The following is a 16,596-nucleotide window of genomic DNA, read 5'->3' on the forward strand; positions in this document are numbered from 1 at the left end:
TGTGGCCAAATGTAAAGGGATTCGCATGATGGATACAGTATTTTCATCTGAAGTAGATACAACGATTCGTAAATCGGCGTATCGAAAAATTGCATTTCGGCTCATGCCATTTTTAATGCTTTGTTATTTTTGTGCCTATTTAGATCGAGTAAATGTGGGTTTTGCCAAACTCCAAATGATGAGCGATTTACAGTTTAGTGAAGCTGTATATGGGTTAGGTGCAGGTATTTTCTTTATTGGTTATTTTCTCTGTGAAGTACCAAGTAACATCGTACTTCACAAGGTAGGCGCAAGACGTTGGATTGCCCGAATCATGATTACATGGGGCATTTTGTCAGGCTGTTTTGCTTTTGTTCAAACTGAATGGCAATTTTACACCTTACGTTTTTTGCTTGGTGTCGCCGAAGCTGGACTAGCTCCGGGTTTGTTGCTCTACCTCACTTATTGGTTCCCATCTTACCGCCGTGCGCGCATGACCGTACTGTGGTTTATCGCGATTCCAATTTCAGGAATGATTGGTGGACCACTTTCAGGCTTAATCATGGACCGAATGAGCGGCGTACATGGCTGGTTTGGCTGGCAGTGGATGTTTGTAATTGAAGCCATTCCTACCGTACTTGTTGGCCTATTGGTACTCGCTGTTTTAAAAGACTCTGTTCAAGATGCCAACTGGTTAACCCAAGACGAAAAAAATTTGGTGAAGCAAGAGCTTGCTCAAGATAACCAGCATAAAGAAGGCCATGCAAGCGTCAAAGAGTTCATCGCGGATAAACGTTTATGGCTACTCGCAGGTATCTACTTTTGTGTAGTGATGGGCCAATACGCCATTACATTTTGGTTGCCAACTCTCATTCGTAACTCAGGTATTAGTGATAACTGGCATATTGGTTTGCTCACAAGCCTACCTTATATGTGTGCGATTGTGGTCATGATTTTGGCAGGGCGTAGTGGTGACCATTTCCAAGAACGCCGCTGGCACTTAATTATTCCGATGTGTGCAGGCGCTATAGCACTCACATTTGCGACTTTATTCGCTTCAAATCTAACGCTCTCTTTAATTTGCCTTTGCATCGCAGCCTCAGGTGTGCTGACGGCATCTTCTTTATTCTGGATGTTACCGACCAACTTTTTGGGTGGTGTTTCCGCAGCGGCAGGTATTGCAGCAGTGAATAGCTTCGCCAATCTTGCAGGATTTTGCTCACCTTATTTAATCGGTTGGGTCACTACCAACACAGGTTCAAATGCAATCGGTATGTTCTTAATCACAGCAGTATTAATTTTCGGTGCCAGTCTGGTTCTGCGTGTTCCAGCAAAACTGGTTAATCGTTAATAAGGAATAGTAAATGACAATGTTAAATGTTGATAAAGCAGGCCAAATTGCCGAGTTGCAACAACGTGCCTACCACATTCGCCAACATGCTTTACGCATGGGGCAAGTACAAGGTCAAGGTTATGTTGGACAAGCTTTGGGGGCTGCAGATCTACTGGCAGTATCTTATTTTCATGCGATGAAATATCAGCCAGAAAACCCCGAATGGGAAGACCGTGACCGTTTTTATCTCTCTATTGGGCATTATGCAATTGCACTTTATGCGGCCTTAATTGAAGCAAAAATTATCCCGCTTGAAGAACTTGAAACCTACGGTGCAGATGACAGTCGTCTACCGATGTCGGGTATGGCTTCGTATACGCCGGGCATGGAAATTACAGGTGGTTCATTGGGTCACGGTCTTGGAATTGCAGTCGGTGCATGTTTAGGGCTAAAACAGAAAAAGTCGGATGCTTTTGTATATAACTTACTGTCCGATGGAGAGCTAAATGAAGGCTCAACATGGGAAGCCGTGATGTCTGCTTCACATTGGAAACTAGATAACTTGATTGCCATTATTGATGTGAATAATCAGCAGGCAGATGGGCACTCCAGCGAAATTTTAGCGTTTGAGCCAATTGTTGATCGTTGGCAGTCATTTGGTTGGTACACCCAACGCGTAGATGGCAACAACATGGAAGCGTTACTTGAGGCATTCGATCAAGCGCGAAACCATGAGGGAAAATGCCCACGCGTCATTATTTGTGACACCAAAATGGGTAAAGGCGTGTCGTTCTTGGAAAGCCGCGAAAAAACACACTTTATTCGTGTTGATGAACATGAATGGGACGATGCTTTAAATATTTTGACCCACTACGGACAGTAAGGAATATACCATGAGCCAGTTAGCTAATCCTCCTAAGAAAAAACTAACCACTTCTGCAATGATTGCTTCTATTGCTGCCGAGGGCCAACCGACTAAACCAGCTCCATTTGGACATGCACTGAATGCCTTGGCAAAAGAGCGTGACGATATCGTAGGTTTATCAGCAGATTTATCAAAATATACAGACCTACATATTTTTGCCAAAGAAAACCCCGACAAGTTTTTCCAAATGGGCATGGCAGAACAACTTTTGATGAGCGCAGCAGCAGGACTTGCTCGTGAAGGATTTGTTCCTTTTGCGACGACCTATGCTGTGTTTGCATCACGCCGTGCCTATGACTTTATTTGTATGGCAATTGCGGAAGATAACCTGAATGTCAAAATTGTGGCAGCACTTCCGGGGCTAACCACGGGTTATGGCCCAAGTCATCAAGCGACAGATGATATTGCGATTTTCCGAGCTATGCCGAACTTGATGGTTATCGATCCATGTGATGCCTTAGAAATAGAACAGGCGATTCCTCAGATTGCCGCGCATAATGGCCCCGTATATATGCGTTTATTGCGTGGACAAGTTCCGTTAGTGCTCGATAAATACAACTACCAGTTTAAATTGGGTAAGGCACAGGTGATTAAACCGGGTAAAGATTTACTCATTATTTCAACTGGTTTATTGACCATGCGTGCGCTTGAGGCAGCCGAAGAGCTTGAAAAAGAGGGCATTGAGGTTTCAGTGTTGCATGTGCCTACCATTAAGCCTTTAGATGAACAAACTATTTTGGATGAAGTCGCTAAAGGTGGGCGACCTGTTTTAACTGTCGAAAATCATTCAGTGATTGGTGGTTTAGGTGAAGCTGTCGGCTCACTACTTCTAAGAAATGGGCAACATCCTCGTTTTGACATGATTGGTTTGCCAGATGCATTTTTAGATGCAGGGGCATTACCAACTTTGCATGATCGCTATGGTATTTCAACTGAAGCAGTTAAAGAGAAGATTAAATCACATTTGAAGTAGAAAGATTAAACTTTCAAATTGAAAAGGGCGTGATGGAAATTCCTTCACGCCCTATTTTTAAACAGGGTTATTTAAAAATCTAAACAATCGAGTCATCTAAATTCGGCGCTAACCAACGCTTCGCTTCATCCAGTGTCCAACCTTTACGTTTCGCATAATCTTCAAGTTGGTCTTGAGAAATTTTACCCACGTTAAAGTATTCACTTTGAGGATGAGAATAATAGAAACCACTTACCGAAGATGGTGGCATCATTGCAAAATGTTCAGTCAGTTTGGTGCCAATTTTGTCGGTAGAACCTAACCAGTCAAATAATACTGCTTTTTCAGAGTGCTCAGGGCAAGCAGGGTAGCCTGGGGCAGGGCGAATACCGACGTATTTCTCTTTAATCAGTTCTTCATTGCTAAGCTGTTCATCAGCTTTATAACCCCAGAACTCTTTACGAATGCGTTCATGTAAGTGTTCTGCAAAGGCTTCAGCAAAACGGTCAGCCAATGATTGCACTAAGATTGCAGAGTAGTCATCACCTTTGGCTTTGTATTCATTTGCCAGTTCTTCTGCACCAAAAATCGATACAGTGAATCCGCCCAAGTAGTCTTGCTGCTCGCGGTCAGCACGAATGTAATCTGCCAAAGACAAGTTTGGTTTGCCTGTCACTTTGTCAGATTGCTGGCGTAAGTGCTCAAAAGTATGCGTAACATTTTGACCAGCTTCATCAAATACGCTGATGGTATCTGCATCTGTACGCTGAGCAGGGAACATACCAAATACGGCACGAGCATCAAAACGATTGTTGTCGATAATATCTTTCAACATCGCTTGTGCCTGGTTGTAAAGGTCAGTTGCTGCTTCGCCGACCACTTCATCTTCTAAAATTTTCGGGAATTTGCCAGTTAAACTCCAAGAAATAAAGAATGGCGTCCAGTCAAAATAATCCACGAGTGTAGCAAGCGGATAATTCTTTAAAACTTGTGTTCCCAAAAGATTTGGTTTTGGTGGCACGTAGCTTTCATCAATTTTAAAACCATTTTCAACCGACTCTTTATAAGTCAGTTTGGCCGCTTTTGGTTGTTTGTTGGCTAAACGCTCACGAATTTTGGCATATTCAGCACGATGCTCTTCAATAAATGCACCACGCATTTCTTTCGAAAGCAAGGTTGTCGCTACACCAACAGCACGTGAAGCATCGGCAACATAAATTACCGCATCGTTTTGATACTGAGGGTCAATTTTTACTGCTGTGTGGGCTTTAGAAGTGGTTGCGCCACCAATTAATAAAGGAATGTTAAAGCCTTTACGCTGCATTTCTTTAGCAACAAACACCATCTCATCTAAAGATGGGGTGATCAGACCAGATAACCCAATGATGTCACATTTTTCATCAATCGCAGTTTGCAAGATTTTCTCGCAAGGGACCATTACGCCAAGGTCAACAATGTCATAGCCATTACAGCCAAGTACTACGCCTACAATATTTTTACCAATATCGTGTACGTCACCTTTAACCGTTGCCATTAGGACTTTACCTTTAGACTGTCCTTCAGTCTTTTCAGCTTCGATGTACGGGTTGAGCCATGCCACTGCTTGTTTCATGACTCGGGCAGATTTTACAACTTGTGGCAAGAACATTTTGCCTGAACCGAATAAGTCACCGACGACGTTCATGCCGTCCATTAGTGGCCCTTCAATCACATCTAAAGGACGTTTTGATTTTAAGCGAGCTTCTTCGGTGTCTTGGTCAATATAAGTCGTAATACCTTTAACCAAGGCATATTCAAGACGTTTTTCAACTGACTCATTACGCCATTCAAGGTTTTCGGCTTCTTTTGTTGCACCACCTTGTCCACGGTATTTTTCTGCAACTTCAAGTAATTTCTCGGTTGCAGCCTGACCAGACTCACCTTGATTCTGATTTAAAATGACATCTTCAACCGCTTCTTTTAGCTCGGTAGGAATATCATCATAAATAGCCATTTGACCTGCGTTCACAATACCCATGGTCATGCCTTGTTTGATGGCATGGTACAAGAATACAGAGTGAATGGCTTCACGAACTGGCTCATTACCACGGAATGAGAACGAAACGTTAGACACACCGCCAGAAATCATGGCATGCGGTAAGTTCTGTTTAATCCAGCCCGTTGCTTCAATAAAATCGACTGCGTAGTTGTTGTGTTCTTCAATACCAGTCGCAACTGCAAACACGTTCGGGTCAAAAATAATATCTTCAGCAGGGAAGCCTACTTCGTTTACTAAAATGTCGTAAGAGCGCTTACAGATTTCACGTTTACGTTCAGCAGTGTCGGCCTGACCTACTTCGTCAAAGGCCATCACAATAATTGCAGCACCATATTGACGGCAGAGGCGGGCCTTTTCAACAAACTCGTCATAACCTTCTTTTAAGGAAATTGAGTTAACAACCGGTTTACCTTGTACGCATTTTAAGCCAGCTTCAATGATTTCCCATTTCGATGAGTCAATCATGATCGGCACACGTGAAATGTCAGGTTCGGATGCTACAAGGTTTAAAAAATGCACCATCGCATTTTGCGAATCGAGCATCCCTTCATCCATGTTAATGTCAATAATCTGTGCGCCAGCTTCGACTTGTTGCTGTGCAACTTCTAAAGCTTCGGCAAAGTTCTCTTCACGAATGAGACGTAAGAATTTTTTAGAACCGGTAACGTTAGTACGTTCACCAACGTTTACAAACAATGAATCATCATAAATATTAAATGGTTCTAAACCACTTAAGCGGCAAGCAGGTACCGTTTCAGGCACTTGGCGAGGCGCAATGTCTTTTACCGCATTGGCAATAGCTCGAATATGGTCTGGTGTCGTACCACAGCAACCACCAGTAATGTTAATCAAACCGCTTTCAGCAAACTCTTTTAAGAAAGCTGCAGTTTGCTCTGGAGTTTCATCATATTCACCAAATGCGTTTGGTAAGCCTGCATTTGGGTGCGCTGAAACAAAGGTATCTGCGACATCGGAAATAGTTTTTACGTGAGGGCGCATGGCATCTGCACCAAGGGCACAGTTAAAACCGATTGAAAGCAAATCGCCATGACGAACCGAGTTCCAGAAAGCTTCCGCTGTCTGACCTGTTAAAGTACGGCCTGATGCATCGGTAATGGTCCCTGAAATCATAATTGGTAATTCGCGACCAATTTGTTTAAAGACTTCTTTGACTGCAAAAATCGCTGCTTTACAGTTTAAAGTATCAAATACAGTTTCAATCAGAATGATGTCTGCACCACCTTCAATTAGTGCATGAGTCGCTTCAATATAATTTTCTTTTAGTTCATCAAAGCTAATGTTACGAAAAGCAGGGTTGTTCACATCTGGAGAGATTGAACATGTACGAGATGTTGGCCCCAGTACACCTGCCACAAAACGAGGCTTGTCTGGCGTTGAATACTTTTCGCAAGCTGCTTTGGCTAAACGTGCTGCTTCACGGTTAATCTCTGGAACAAGATCTTCCATGTGGTAGTCAGACATTGAAACACGTGTGCCGTTAAAGCTGTTGGTTTCAATAATGTCTGCACCAGCATCGAGGTAGGCTTCATGAATACCTTGAATGATTTGAGGCTGTGTTAGAACCAAAAGGTCATTGTTACCTTTTAAGTCATGTGCCCAATCAGCAAAACGCTCACCACGATAGTCAGCTTCTTCCAATTTATGGCGCTGGATCATGGTTCCCATTGCACCATCAATAATCAGAATGCGTTTAGCAAGAAGCGCTTTTAGGGTGGCAAGCGTAGACATAGAAAACCCCGATCTTTATATGAATTTAAAAATGCGGCGCTATTGTAACAGAATAGCAGCACAAATGATGATCTACGAAGGTCAGGTGTAGCTGACTAAAAAGTTAAAAAAGAGATCGCTTTATGTCAAAAACAAAAGAATTTTCATGAAATATTCATCAAATGATCATGATATTGAAATATTTCATGCTCAATATGCCGAAATATTACAGTTGCTTTGTATGAAAAATAGACACATGGGTCATTTTATTTATTTTTTTGCTGTAAAAATAAGCACAAAAGGAGCTCATAATTAATGGTTTAAATTATTGTATTTTAAGAAAAAAATAAAAACAGTCGGGGAAAGGTGCATCAAATGAGGTCAAAATATAAAAAATTGACTTCATCAGGCGCCTCTTTGTCATATAATTGTCATAATTTAATTTAAGAATACAGAGGATTTTATTATCCTCTTACCATCTGCATGAATTCTAATCTACCCCCTGTTTCGGATTCAAAACTTGCGGCAAACCTGCAAGCAAAATCGACGAATGTACATGTCCCGACACCTAAGTTTTTTATGCCGGTGTTTCTGACGATTATTATTGCAACACTTATTTATATTGGGTTTCAGGTCAGTGCTGATTTAGCGCATGTTCCACCTTTAAGCCTTTATTCAGTTATTCTTTTATCTACTGCACTCTTGATTGCACTAGGCTTTGAATTTGTAAACGGTTTCCATGACACTGCTAATGCAGTTGCAACGGTTATTTATACAAATGCTTTGCCTGCACCGGTTGCAGTCATGTGGGCAGGTTTTTGTAATTTCCTTGGGGTAATGGTCGCAAGTGGTGCTGTTGCGTATGGCATTATTGCATTGCTTCCAGTTGAACTTATTATGAACATGGGCAGTGGTGCTGGCTTTGCAATGGTTTTTGCATTGTTGATCGCTGCAATTCTTTGGAATCTTGGTACTTGGTTCTTGGGAATTCCTGCTTCTAGCTCTCATACCTTGATTGGTTCAATCTTAGGTGTGGGTATTATGAATCATCTGTTGAGTGCATCGACTGGCGTAACGACCAGTGGTGTTGATATGGATCAGGTGATTAAAGTAGGTAAGGCATTATTATTTTCTCCTTTAATTGGTTTTGCTTTTGCGGCAATTGTATTCTTGTTGGTTAAAACTATTTTCAAACGCCAATTAGAATTATTCCAGCCACCTGAAGGGAATAAGCCACCACCAGCAATCATTCGTGCAATTCTTATCTTTACCTGTACAGGTGTGAGTTTTGCACATGGTTCTAATGATGGCCAAAAAGGTATGGGTCTTATCATGCTTATTTTGGTTGGTTTAGTGCCATTAGCTTATTCATTAAATAAAAACCTCGATACACAGCAGGTTCAATCATTCCACCAGCTTTCTTCTCAAACTGCGGTTTTGTTAAACCAAAATCAACCAGAATTGACTGACGAAAAAGCGCGTGCTGTTTTAACTAAATACATTCAAACCAAGCAACAAACGCCTGAAGTTGTACCTGCATTGGCAAGCATGACTGACCATTTGGGTGAGCGTGTTTCTAGCTATAGCAACTTAAAAGATATTCCAGAAGCTGCAATTAGCGAAATCCGTAATGACATGTATTTGAGCACAACGACGTTTAAGCGTTTGGATAAGGCAGAAGCTTTACCAAAAATGGATGACTCACAGAAAAAGCTTGTGAAAGATTATCGTAGTAGCTTGGATTCATTCTTACAATACATTCCAAACTGGGTGAAAGTGGCAGTCGCATTAGCGCTTGGACTTGGTACTATGGTTGGCTGGAAACGTATTGTGGTAACTGTCGGTGAGCGTATTGGTAAGCATCACATGACTTATGGTCAAGGGATGTCTGCTGAACTTGTTGCAATGAGTACAATTGCTGCAGCAGATGGTTTAGGTATGCCAGTTTCAACAACACACGTTTTAAATAGTGCTGTTGCAGGTACTATGGTTGCCAATAAATCAGGCCTGAATTTCAATACTGTAAAAACAATTCTCTCTGCATGGGTATTTACCCTTCCTGCAACCATCTGTTTGTCTGGTGGTCTATACTGGTTGTTCTTACAGTTTGTATAAGCTGTCTGTTTGAATAAAAAAAAGCCACTAGTATGAGTGGCTTTTTTTATTGCTATATTTCAAAAAAAATCTTTTTTTAGGGTAAATTCACTAACAAGTTAATGGCTATCTCGAACGCCTGTAGTAAACGGTTTAGCTTAAAATTTTTATGAAAGGATATAAGATGAAAACGGTTCAACTCGACCAATTAAAACAACAATTTCCACTCATTCAAACATTACAAGACTATCAAGAAACATTTTGGTTTAATCCTCACCGTTATCCTTTAAACGAAGCACTAGCGAAAGTGGGTCTTACAGAACAGGATGTAAAAGAAGCAGAAGCAAGGCTAGCGCGTTTCGCACCTTATTTGGCAAAAGTCTTCCCTGAAACTCAAGCCCAGCATGGAAAAATTGAATCAGCGCTAGTAGAAATTACGGAGATGCAACAAGGTCTATCGCTACAAAAGCATAAGACACTTACAGGGAAACTTTGGCTGAAAAAAGATAGCCATTTACCTATTTCGGGTTCAATCAAGGCACGTGGCGGTATTTATGAAGTATTGGCTCATGCTGAAAAATTAGCCATTGAGGCAGAGCTTCTCAAGCTAGAAGATGATTACAGTAAATTAGACCAAGACTCATTTCGAACATTTTTTTCCAAATATCAAATTGCAGTAGGTTCTACCGGTAACCTTGGTTTATCAATCGGTATTATGAGCGCGAAGCTTGGGTTTAGAGTGTCGGTACACATGTCTGCCGATGCAAGGCAATGGAAGAAAGATAAGCTACGTTCACTTGGTGTAAATGTGGTGGAATATGCCAGTGATTACGGAGTTGCTGTAGAAGAAGGACGTAAGGCAGCCGAACAGGACCCATTTTGTTTTTTTATTGATGATGAGAATTCGACTACTTTATTTTTAGGTTATGCAGTTGCAGGTTTGCGTTTAAAACAACAGTTTGAACAAAAGCAAATTAAAGTCGATGCAGATCATCCCTTATTTGTATATTTGCCATGCGGAGTAGGGGGCGGTCCTGGTGGGGTGAGCTTTGGGTTAAAACTTGCTTTTGGTGAGCATGTACATTGTATATTTGCAGAGCCTACCCATTCTCCGTGTATGTTACTTGGTGTTTATACAGGCCTGCATGATCAGATTTCAGTAAATGACATTGGTTTAGATAACATCACTGCGGCAGATGGGTTAGCTGTTGGCCGTGCTTCTGGTTTTGTCGGACGTGCTATGCAGCAGTTAATTGACGGTTACTACACCATTCATGATGAATGTTTATATGAACTCATTGCGCTTTTAAATCAAACTGAAAATATTCAAGTTGAGCCCTCGGCAGCGGCAGGCATGATGGGGTCATATTATGTGCAAACTACTCCTGATTATTTGGCTTTGCATCAATTGTCAGCTGAAAAGTTACAACATGCGACACATGTGGTATGGGCGACAGGAGGAGGAATGGTTCCACCTGATGAAATGCAGAAGTATTTAACGCATAGCCAACGCAATTAATTGCACAAAAAAGCCCAATTCTAAAATTGGGCTTTCAAGTTCATTATTTTTTAGAAAATTTCCTAAATGGAAGTTTCTCGGCTGCAAAGCCATAGATGGCAGCAAAAGGAAGAGCTGTACGTGCCAAATAAGCCACACGCCATAAACCGCCATGGTTAGCCCCCTCCATCATCAACTCTAGAGGGTGGTCGAGTACGGTTTCAGGGTTTGCAACAGAAGAATCATTTCTTAAGTCATGAATCCATAACGCTGCCATAATGGCATTCGTGGTTTCTGGACTAAATGCCTCTACATCAAAAAGTTCTGCGCCATTAAAAGCAGCTTTAAGGAGCGGATTCTTTGTGACCGAATGAGTTGTGGTAGATGGTGCAATATTAATACTTACACGTTGACCTTGATGACGGGCAAGTGTTGCACGCCATTGTTGAATACGTTTTGCCAAAGCATAGTTTGGTCCTTGTTCAACTACCAAACAGTCTGCAATACCATAAGTTTTGCCATTTTCGCTAGTAATCAAATCTTGATAAGGTGCTTGGAAAAAACGTTTGAGTGAGAGTGTAGAAACACCTTTCACAGCCATTTTTTGTAGTTGTGAACGAGATTTAAATTTCTCTTGAGCAGCTTCTGCAACTTCTTTAGGTACTGCATAAACATCGGTTGGCGTACACATAAACATTAAGCTTGTATCAGGTTTATGTTCACTCACATATTGCATAATACTGTCCATTGCCATAGAAACACGGACATGTTTTTCGCCGTCTAAATAAGCAATAGCAGCCAAGTCTAATTTTTGAGGAAATTGAACTAACCACTGGGCAATTTCTGGTATTTGCGTTAATAAATTGGCACCCAATTTATCTCTCAATGCTGAAGCTTTTGCCGACGAGTCAATTTTTTCAATACTTGGTGCAATAAGCGTTGCGTTTCCTTGCTGGATTGTATTTAGAATTTTCCCCCAAACTCGTGGGTTTGGTAAATCTATTGCAACAATATTCGCTTTCCATTTTGCTAGCCAGGGTAATGGTCCTGCTTCTGAGGCTGCACCAAATAACACCATCGTACGGTCAGATAAATCAAACCATTCAGGATGAGCAGCAGCTTCACGTAAAGCCTTAGCATGGCTTGGTTCAATAATACCTGCATTTTCCCATTTTTGAATTTGGTCAAGTAAGCTTTGCCCGCTCAGTTTTTGGCCTTTATATGGAACATACCATTCTGGTGCAGCTTCACTTTCGCCTTTAAATCTTACTGTATTTAAAGGTGTAGAAGTGGGGATGTGTAGAGCATCTTTTAAAAGATAGTGTTTACCATCGCGGTAATAATCAAAAAGATGATGAGCCTTATGCAATCCCTGTTTTGCAATGGTAATTGGATTATTGCTGTTAGTAATTCCGTGCTTAACAAGTGCCTTAAAGTAAATAGGATAATTTTTTCGCCAATTTTTTTCAGCCAAAATCTGTTGAGCAGTTTTATTATCTACAATAGATAAAGCTTCTGACAAAATCTCTTGGCCTGTAAGAGACGTGCTTTGCTTTTTTATCGAGGCGTGAATCGGAAATTGTAGACCTTCGGCTGGACTCTGGCTGGACATAAAATATCTCGCTTGTACGATAAGGTTAATATACAGGTGTATACATTATCTATGCCAATGAAAAGAAACGTGTGGCAATAACTGCCAAAATAAAATTCAATATTTTTGTGATGAATATAAGATGAGTCATTTTTTATGATAATTACATCGCATTTTACCTTCATTTTTTTTCACATTTTTAGAACATTTTTATAGACTTACGTTACATAAATAGTTATTTTGTATAGAGCGAATTCATCAGGTTTGACCTGAAGGTAAAATGATCAAAATGTATCAATAAAAAGATACAACGATGAGTAAAAAACTAGACTTTTTTTATTAAATGATCAGAAAAGTCAAACGAAATAAGAAAGAATTGGGGTGAAACTAGATAGAAGACAACGTAAGATTGTCTTTTAAAAATCTTGGGGATATGGTGATTTTTTACACCATAATTTTCTAGTTTCATCCCATCTAATTTTGGGCTGGAACCCTCCATTTCGGTATTCAGTTCATCATTTAATAGAAGTCTCTATCTAATGACTTTAAAAGAGTACTTCTAACAACGTCCTTTTTTCGCCTGTCCAGGTGGGCAAAAACCTCCTGGGTGTCCGTAATACGGAGAGTCAGGATCAATCACAATACTACCCTCAGGTGTATGTACTGCACAGGCTGATAATGACATTGTGAAAATTGCTGCGGCACAAAGAAGTAATGTTTTCATGTTGTTCTCGCTTTTTTATCATTCTCCCTTTTACTATAGAAATGTTTTGATTGTATTTCGATCGGTTTTTGGTTAAAAAATATCTTTTAGCAGCTAAATTAAGAAGAAATTAAGGAGAGCGTAAAATCGTTCTAAAACCCACATGGGTGGCAGCTAAATCAAAATCTTGGGGATAGCGACTACTATTACGATAACGTGAACAGTAATTTTCAGCACATAAAAACGATCCACCTTTAATCACATATTGAGTACTGCTCATTTCTTGTTGTCTTAAAGCAGAATAATTACCCATGTGCTGGTCGTGCGCACCTTGATAAGGAGAAGATGTCCACTCCCAAACATTTCCAATCATATCGAATAGTTTAAAACCGTTAGGTTTAAAACATCCGACAGGCGCAATACCAGTAAAATGATCTTGGTTCAGATTTTCAAAAGGAAATGCACCTTGCCAGTAATTCGCTTGTGGATGCTGGTGCTCATCGGTAGGTGCTTGATGTAAAGGAGTATCAGTTGGTGAGTTTGCTTTAGCGGCATATTCCCATTCAAGTTCTGTGGGTAAATCACGTCCTAGCCAAACTGCATAATGTTCAGCATCATTTTTAGTTACGTAGCGTACAGGTTCATGAGGATTAGGAAGAGCACCATTTTTACCGTTTGGTGTTTTCCATGTATATCCTGTCTTAAGTTGCCACCATTGCTGAGGATGATGTGGGCCTGGAGAAAAAACAGCAGCTTGTTTTTGTTTTTCAGCATCGGTGATATAACCAGTTGCCTTCACAAAACTCGCGAACTGAGCAACAGTGACTTCAGTTTGATCAATCCAGAAACCTTTAACTTCCCGTTGTTTTTTTCCAAAGTTAAGTTCATCTGGATAAGCTTTTTCAGAACCAAAATTAAAATGCCCATCTGGAATGAATACCATGCCTGCGGTTGTATTTTTAAGCCAGTCTGTAGGAAGTCCTGTATAGCTCTTACACTGTTCGATGGAACCCAAAGCAGCCGATTGAATGGCATGCTTTGGTAAAACCGTTTTAGCGTCAGCGTTATGTTCAGACTTGCTACAACCTGTGATGAACAACAGGCCGATTGTAGTACTTAAAACCAATTTCAATTTCATTTGGCGTTATATTCCTGTACGCCATTTTGTTCAGTGTATTTTTGATAAACCGCTAATAGCTCTTGAACTTTTGCAGGGTAAAGCTGCGCAACATTATGATTTTCTCCACGATCAGTGGCAATGTTATAGAGCTCCCAAGAACCTGTTCCTAATTCAGGGCGACCTTGAAGTGCAATTTTCCATTCGCCTTGTTTTGCATATTTACTACCATGCAATTCATCGGCAAAACTGAAATTGGCAGGGCGTATCGTTTGTGATTTATTTTCAAGTACAGACTTCCAAGAATAACCGCTTGGCGTATTAATGGTTCGGCCTTTATATTGCCCTTGAGGTACTGGAATATGAGCATAATCTAATAACGTTGGGAAAACGTCGAGTACCGATGCAAAGCTATGATTGGTTTCTTCAGCTTTCTTTTGGTTTGGTAATTTCACAATAGCAGGAGCGGTAGTTGCACCTTCACCAGCTGTATCTTTCCATAAGTGGAAAGGTGCTGCACTGACCTCGGCCCAACGTGGTCCAATATAATGGTAAGAAGTAGGGGTACCTACATTTGCTACAGAATTATCAAAACCTGATTCACTGCCATAGCTTCCGCGAACAAAACCTTCTGCGCCATTGTCAGAAACAAAGAAAATTAAAGTGTTGTCATAAAGGTTATTTTGTTTGAGATATTGAATAATTCGGCCTACATTGGCATCAAGATTTTCTACCATGCCTGCGTAGATTTCCATTTTGCGTGCTTCAAGCGCTTTTTGTTCAGCTGTTAACTCATTCCATTTGCCATATTTTTGTGGTGCATTTTGAGTTGCAATTGGTTCGGCAGCCTCAAAATTTACTGGAATAATTCCAAGCTGTTTTTGGCGTGCAATACGGGCGTTACGGATAGCATCGTAACCAACGTCATAAACGCCACGATATTTTTCACGGTATTCTGCTGGCGCTTGTATAGGCCAGTGGGGTGCTGTATAGGCTGCATAGGCAAAAAATGGTTTGCCACTATTTTTGCCTGACTCTAAGTAGCTCAGCAATTTGTCGGTAAAATAGTTTGTCGAGAAGAAGTCATCAGGCAATGCTGAAACAGGAATAATTTGTCCATCTTCGGTATACGTCGAGTTCCGTTTAAAGGCACTTGGGGCTTGTTTAAAGTGATGGTCTAGACCTTGTAATAAGGTAAATGAATGATCAAAACCTTTGGCATGTGCATTGGTTTCAGGTGTTAATCCCAAATGCCATTTACCGCTAATATAAGTTCGATAACCATTATCTTTGAGCACCTGAGCAATCGATAGTGAGCGTTCATTTAAATAGCCTTCGTAGCCAGGCTGTCCTTTTAAATGATCAGGGGTAAGCTCTGCCATAGCACCTATGCCTGCCAAGTGATGATCAGTACCAGAAATGAGTTGTGAACGAGTAGGCGAGCATGTAGGTGCAGTGTGATAGTCAGTTAAAATTCGACCTTCTTGCGCTAAACTATCAATGTTTGGGGTATGAATTTCACCACCAAAAGCTCCTAAATCTGAATAGCCTAAGTCATCGGCCATAATGAATAAAATATTCGGCTGCTTTGGTGTACTTACCGCAGTTTCTTGTGAATCATTATCGTTACATCCAGCTAAAGATAAGCTAAATAAAGCAATAGAAAGACTAGATAAAAGAGCTTTGTACTTCATTGTATCATCTGAATTATTAAAAGAATTGTGCTTGAGTTTAATCAGATGGTTTTTGCAATCAAAACAAGGAATTGATCAAAGAAAATCAGAAAAATGTCTGAGAATTTATCTTGATAAATAAATGAAAAAAAAAGAAAAGCCCATATTGGGCTTTTCTCAAAAATATGGATTTAAAAAGGTAGGCGAGTAAGTTGATCTAAGAAATGAGGAATCACTCTTGGCTCAATCAAAATCGTTACAATTACGCCGTAAGCCGCACCCCATAAATGGGCACTATGATTAATATGCGTATTGCCACGTTTACCTGCCCAAATGCTATAAGCAACATAGAGAATTGCAAAAATAATAGCTGGCACAGGGATGAAAAATACAAAAATCAGCTTCCACGGCTGAAATAGAATATAGGCAAACAGAACAGCAGATACGGCTCCTGAAGCACCTAGACTTGCCCAGTTTGCATCATTTTTATGTTGTAGGTAGCTTGGCAAGATCGCAAAAATTAATCCGCCTAAATAGAACAGCACAAAACCCATGTCATAAAAATATTGGCGATAAAAACTTTCGATGATGCTACCAAAGAAAAACAGGGTAATCATATTAAAGAGCAAATGAGTACCATCTGCATGAATAAAACCATGAGTAATGAATCGATCAAATTGTCCACGTTGCATTGCAGGCGGCCAGAAGATCAGACGGTTCATGACATTTTGATTGCTAAAAGCAAGTAAAGACACAATGACCGTAATAATAATAAGAGTAATGGTGTGATTAAACGGCAAATGCAACATAAGAAATATTTAAAAATGATCAATACTGATGGCAATAATGCCATTAAAAACACAACTTGAAACCCTGTTGTGTATAAATCCGACAAATTTAGTTGATTTTTTTTAAATCTACCTCATCTTCGGTTAATATAAAGGCATCAGCTTGAGGAATATTGT

11 protein-coding genes are annotated in these 16,596 nt (G+C 40.4%); 5 read left to right on the plus strand and 6 right to left on the minus strand.

What is annotated here, in order from left to right; genetic code table 11:
- Positions 1 to 28: 28 nt before the first annotated feature.
- The 3 genes from KNQ97_RS11100 to KNQ97_RS11110 are packed head-to-tail and all read left to right on the plus strand — an operon-like array spanning position 29 to position 3,210.
- Positions 29 to 1,330, plus strand: a complete 1,302-nt coding sequence (locus KNQ97_RS11100) for an MFS transporter (protein ID WP_031962927.1) — start codon at positions 29 to 31, stop codon at positions 1,328 to 1,330.
- A gap of 19 nt (positions 1,331 to 1,349) precedes the next feature.
- On the plus strand, positions 1,350 to 2,195 hold the full coding sequence (locus tag KNQ97_RS11105) for a transketolase (RefSeq protein WP_253612273.1): 846 nt from the start codon (positions 1,350 to 1,352) through the stop codon (positions 2,193 to 2,195).
- 10 nt (positions 2,196 to 2,205) lie between these two features.
- The gene (locus KNQ97_RS11110; RefSeq protein ID WP_253612222.1) at positions 2,206 to 3,210 is read left to right on the plus strand and encodes a transketolase family protein; all 1,005 of its coding nucleotides are present in this window, start codon (positions 2,206 to 2,208) and stop codon (positions 3,208 to 3,210) included.
- A gap of 79 nt (positions 3,211 to 3,289) precedes the next feature.
- Here the strand turns inward: KNQ97_RS11110 and metH are convergent, their stop codons facing one another.
- Positions 3,290 to 6,976 carry a methionine synthase gene (gene metH / locus KNQ97_RS11115; protein WP_002060124.1) on the minus strand — a complete coding sequence of 1,229 codons (3,687 nt, stop codon included), beginning with the start codon at positions 6,974 to 6,976 and terminating at the stop codon, positions 3,290 to 3,292.
- 462 nt (positions 6,977 to 7,438) lie between these two features.
- Here metH and KNQ97_RS11120 point away from each other — a divergent pair, with 462 nt between their 5' ends.
- Both KNQ97_RS11120 and KNQ97_RS11125 read left to right on the plus strand, forming a co-directional pair.
- Positions 7,439 to 9,070, plus strand: coding sequence for an inorganic phosphate transporter (locus tag KNQ97_RS11120; RefSeq protein WP_001087642.1), 1,632 nt, complete (start codon positions 7,439 to 7,441; stop codon positions 9,068 to 9,070).
- Between the two features lie 163 nt (positions 9,071 to 9,233).
- Positions 9,234 to 10,568, plus strand: coding sequence for a D-serine ammonia-lyase (locus tag KNQ97_RS11125; RefSeq protein WP_253612223.1), 1,335 nt, complete (start codon positions 9,234 to 9,236; stop codon positions 10,566 to 10,568).
- Positions 10,569 to 10,611: 43 nt separating this feature from the next.
- Here KNQ97_RS11125 and KNQ97_RS11130 read toward each other — a convergent pair whose 3' ends face one another.
- From KNQ97_RS11130 to KNQ97_RS11150, 5 genes are all read right to left on the minus strand, one after another.
- Entirely contained in the window at positions 10,612 to 12,159 is a 1,548-nt protein-coding gene (locus KNQ97_RS11130) for a hypothetical protein (protein WP_000098361.1), read from the minus strand.
- 538 nt (positions 12,160 to 12,697) lie between these two features.
- Positions 12,698 to 12,862 (minus strand): hypothetical protein, encoded by a 165-nt coding sequence (locus KNQ97_RS11135; protein WP_000854552.1) that lies wholly within the window; start codon positions 12,860 to 12,862, stop codon positions 12,698 to 12,700.
- Between the two features lie 109 nt (positions 12,863 to 12,971).
- Positions 12,972 to 13,979, minus strand: coding sequence for a formylglycine-generating enzyme family protein (locus KNQ97_RS11140; protein ID WP_253612224.1), 1,008 nt, complete (start codon positions 13,977 to 13,979; stop codon positions 12,972 to 12,974).
- Entirely contained in the window at positions 13,976 to 15,652 is a 1,677-nt protein-coding gene (locus tag KNQ97_RS11145; protein ID WP_000875360.1) for an arylsulfatase, read from the minus strand. Before KNQ97_RS11145 ends, KNQ97_RS11140 begins: the two co-directional genes overlap by 4 nt.
- Positions 15,653 to 15,822: 170 nt before the next feature.
- The gene (locus KNQ97_RS11150) at positions 15,823 to 16,440 is read right to left on the minus strand and encodes a rhomboid family intramembrane serine protease (protein ID WP_000902937.1); all 618 of its coding nucleotides are present in this window, start codon (positions 16,438 to 16,440) and stop codon (positions 15,823 to 15,825) included.
- Between the last annotated feature and the right edge of the window lie 156 nt (positions 16,441 to 16,596).

Origin of the sequence: Acinetobacter sp. UC24323, from assembly GCF_024151445.1 — a bacterium.
GTDB lineage: Bacteria > Pseudomonadota > Gammaproteobacteria > Pseudomonadales > Moraxellaceae > Acinetobacter > Acinetobacter baumannii.

Coding starts and splice junctions, on each gene's coding strand:
- KNQ97_RS11100 (WP_031962927.1), top strand. CDS start 29: ATGGATACAGTATTTTCATCTGAAGTAGATACAACGATTCGTAAATCG.
- KNQ97_RS11105 (WP_253612273.1), top strand. CDS start 1,350: ATGTTAAATGTTGATAAAGCAGGCCAAATTGCCGAGTTGCAACAACGT.
- KNQ97_RS11110 (WP_253612222.1), top strand. CDS start 2,206: ATGAGCCAGTTAGCTAATCCTCCTAAGAAAAAACTAACCACTTCTGCA.
- metH (WP_002060124.1), bottom strand. CDS start 6,976: ATGTCTACGCTTGCCACCCTAAAAGCGCTTCTTGCTAAACGCATTCTG.
- KNQ97_RS11120 (WP_001087642.1), top strand. CDS start 7,439: ATGAATTCTAATCTACCCCCTGTTTCGGATTCAAAACTTGCGGCAAAC.
- KNQ97_RS11125 (WP_253612223.1), top strand. CDS start 9,234: ATGAAAACGGTTCAACTCGACCAATTAAAACAACAATTTCCACTCATT.
- KNQ97_RS11130 (WP_000098361.1), bottom strand. CDS start 12,159: ATGTCCAGCCAGAGTCCAGCCGAAGGTCTACAATTTCCGATTCACGCC.
- KNQ97_RS11135 (WP_000854552.1), bottom strand. CDS start 12,862: ATGAAAACATTACTTCTTTGTGCCGCAGCAATTTTCACAATGTCATTA.
- KNQ97_RS11140 (WP_253612224.1), bottom strand. CDS start 13,979: ATGAAATTGAAATTGGTTTTAAGTACTACAATCGGCCTGTTGTTCATC.
- KNQ97_RS11145 (WP_000875360.1), bottom strand. CDS start 15,652: ATGAAGTACAAAGCTCTTTTATCTAGTCTTTCTATTGCTTTATTTAGC.
- KNQ97_RS11150 (WP_000902937.1), bottom strand. CDS start 16,440: ATGTTGCATTTGCCGTTTAATCACACCATTACTCTTATTATTATTACG.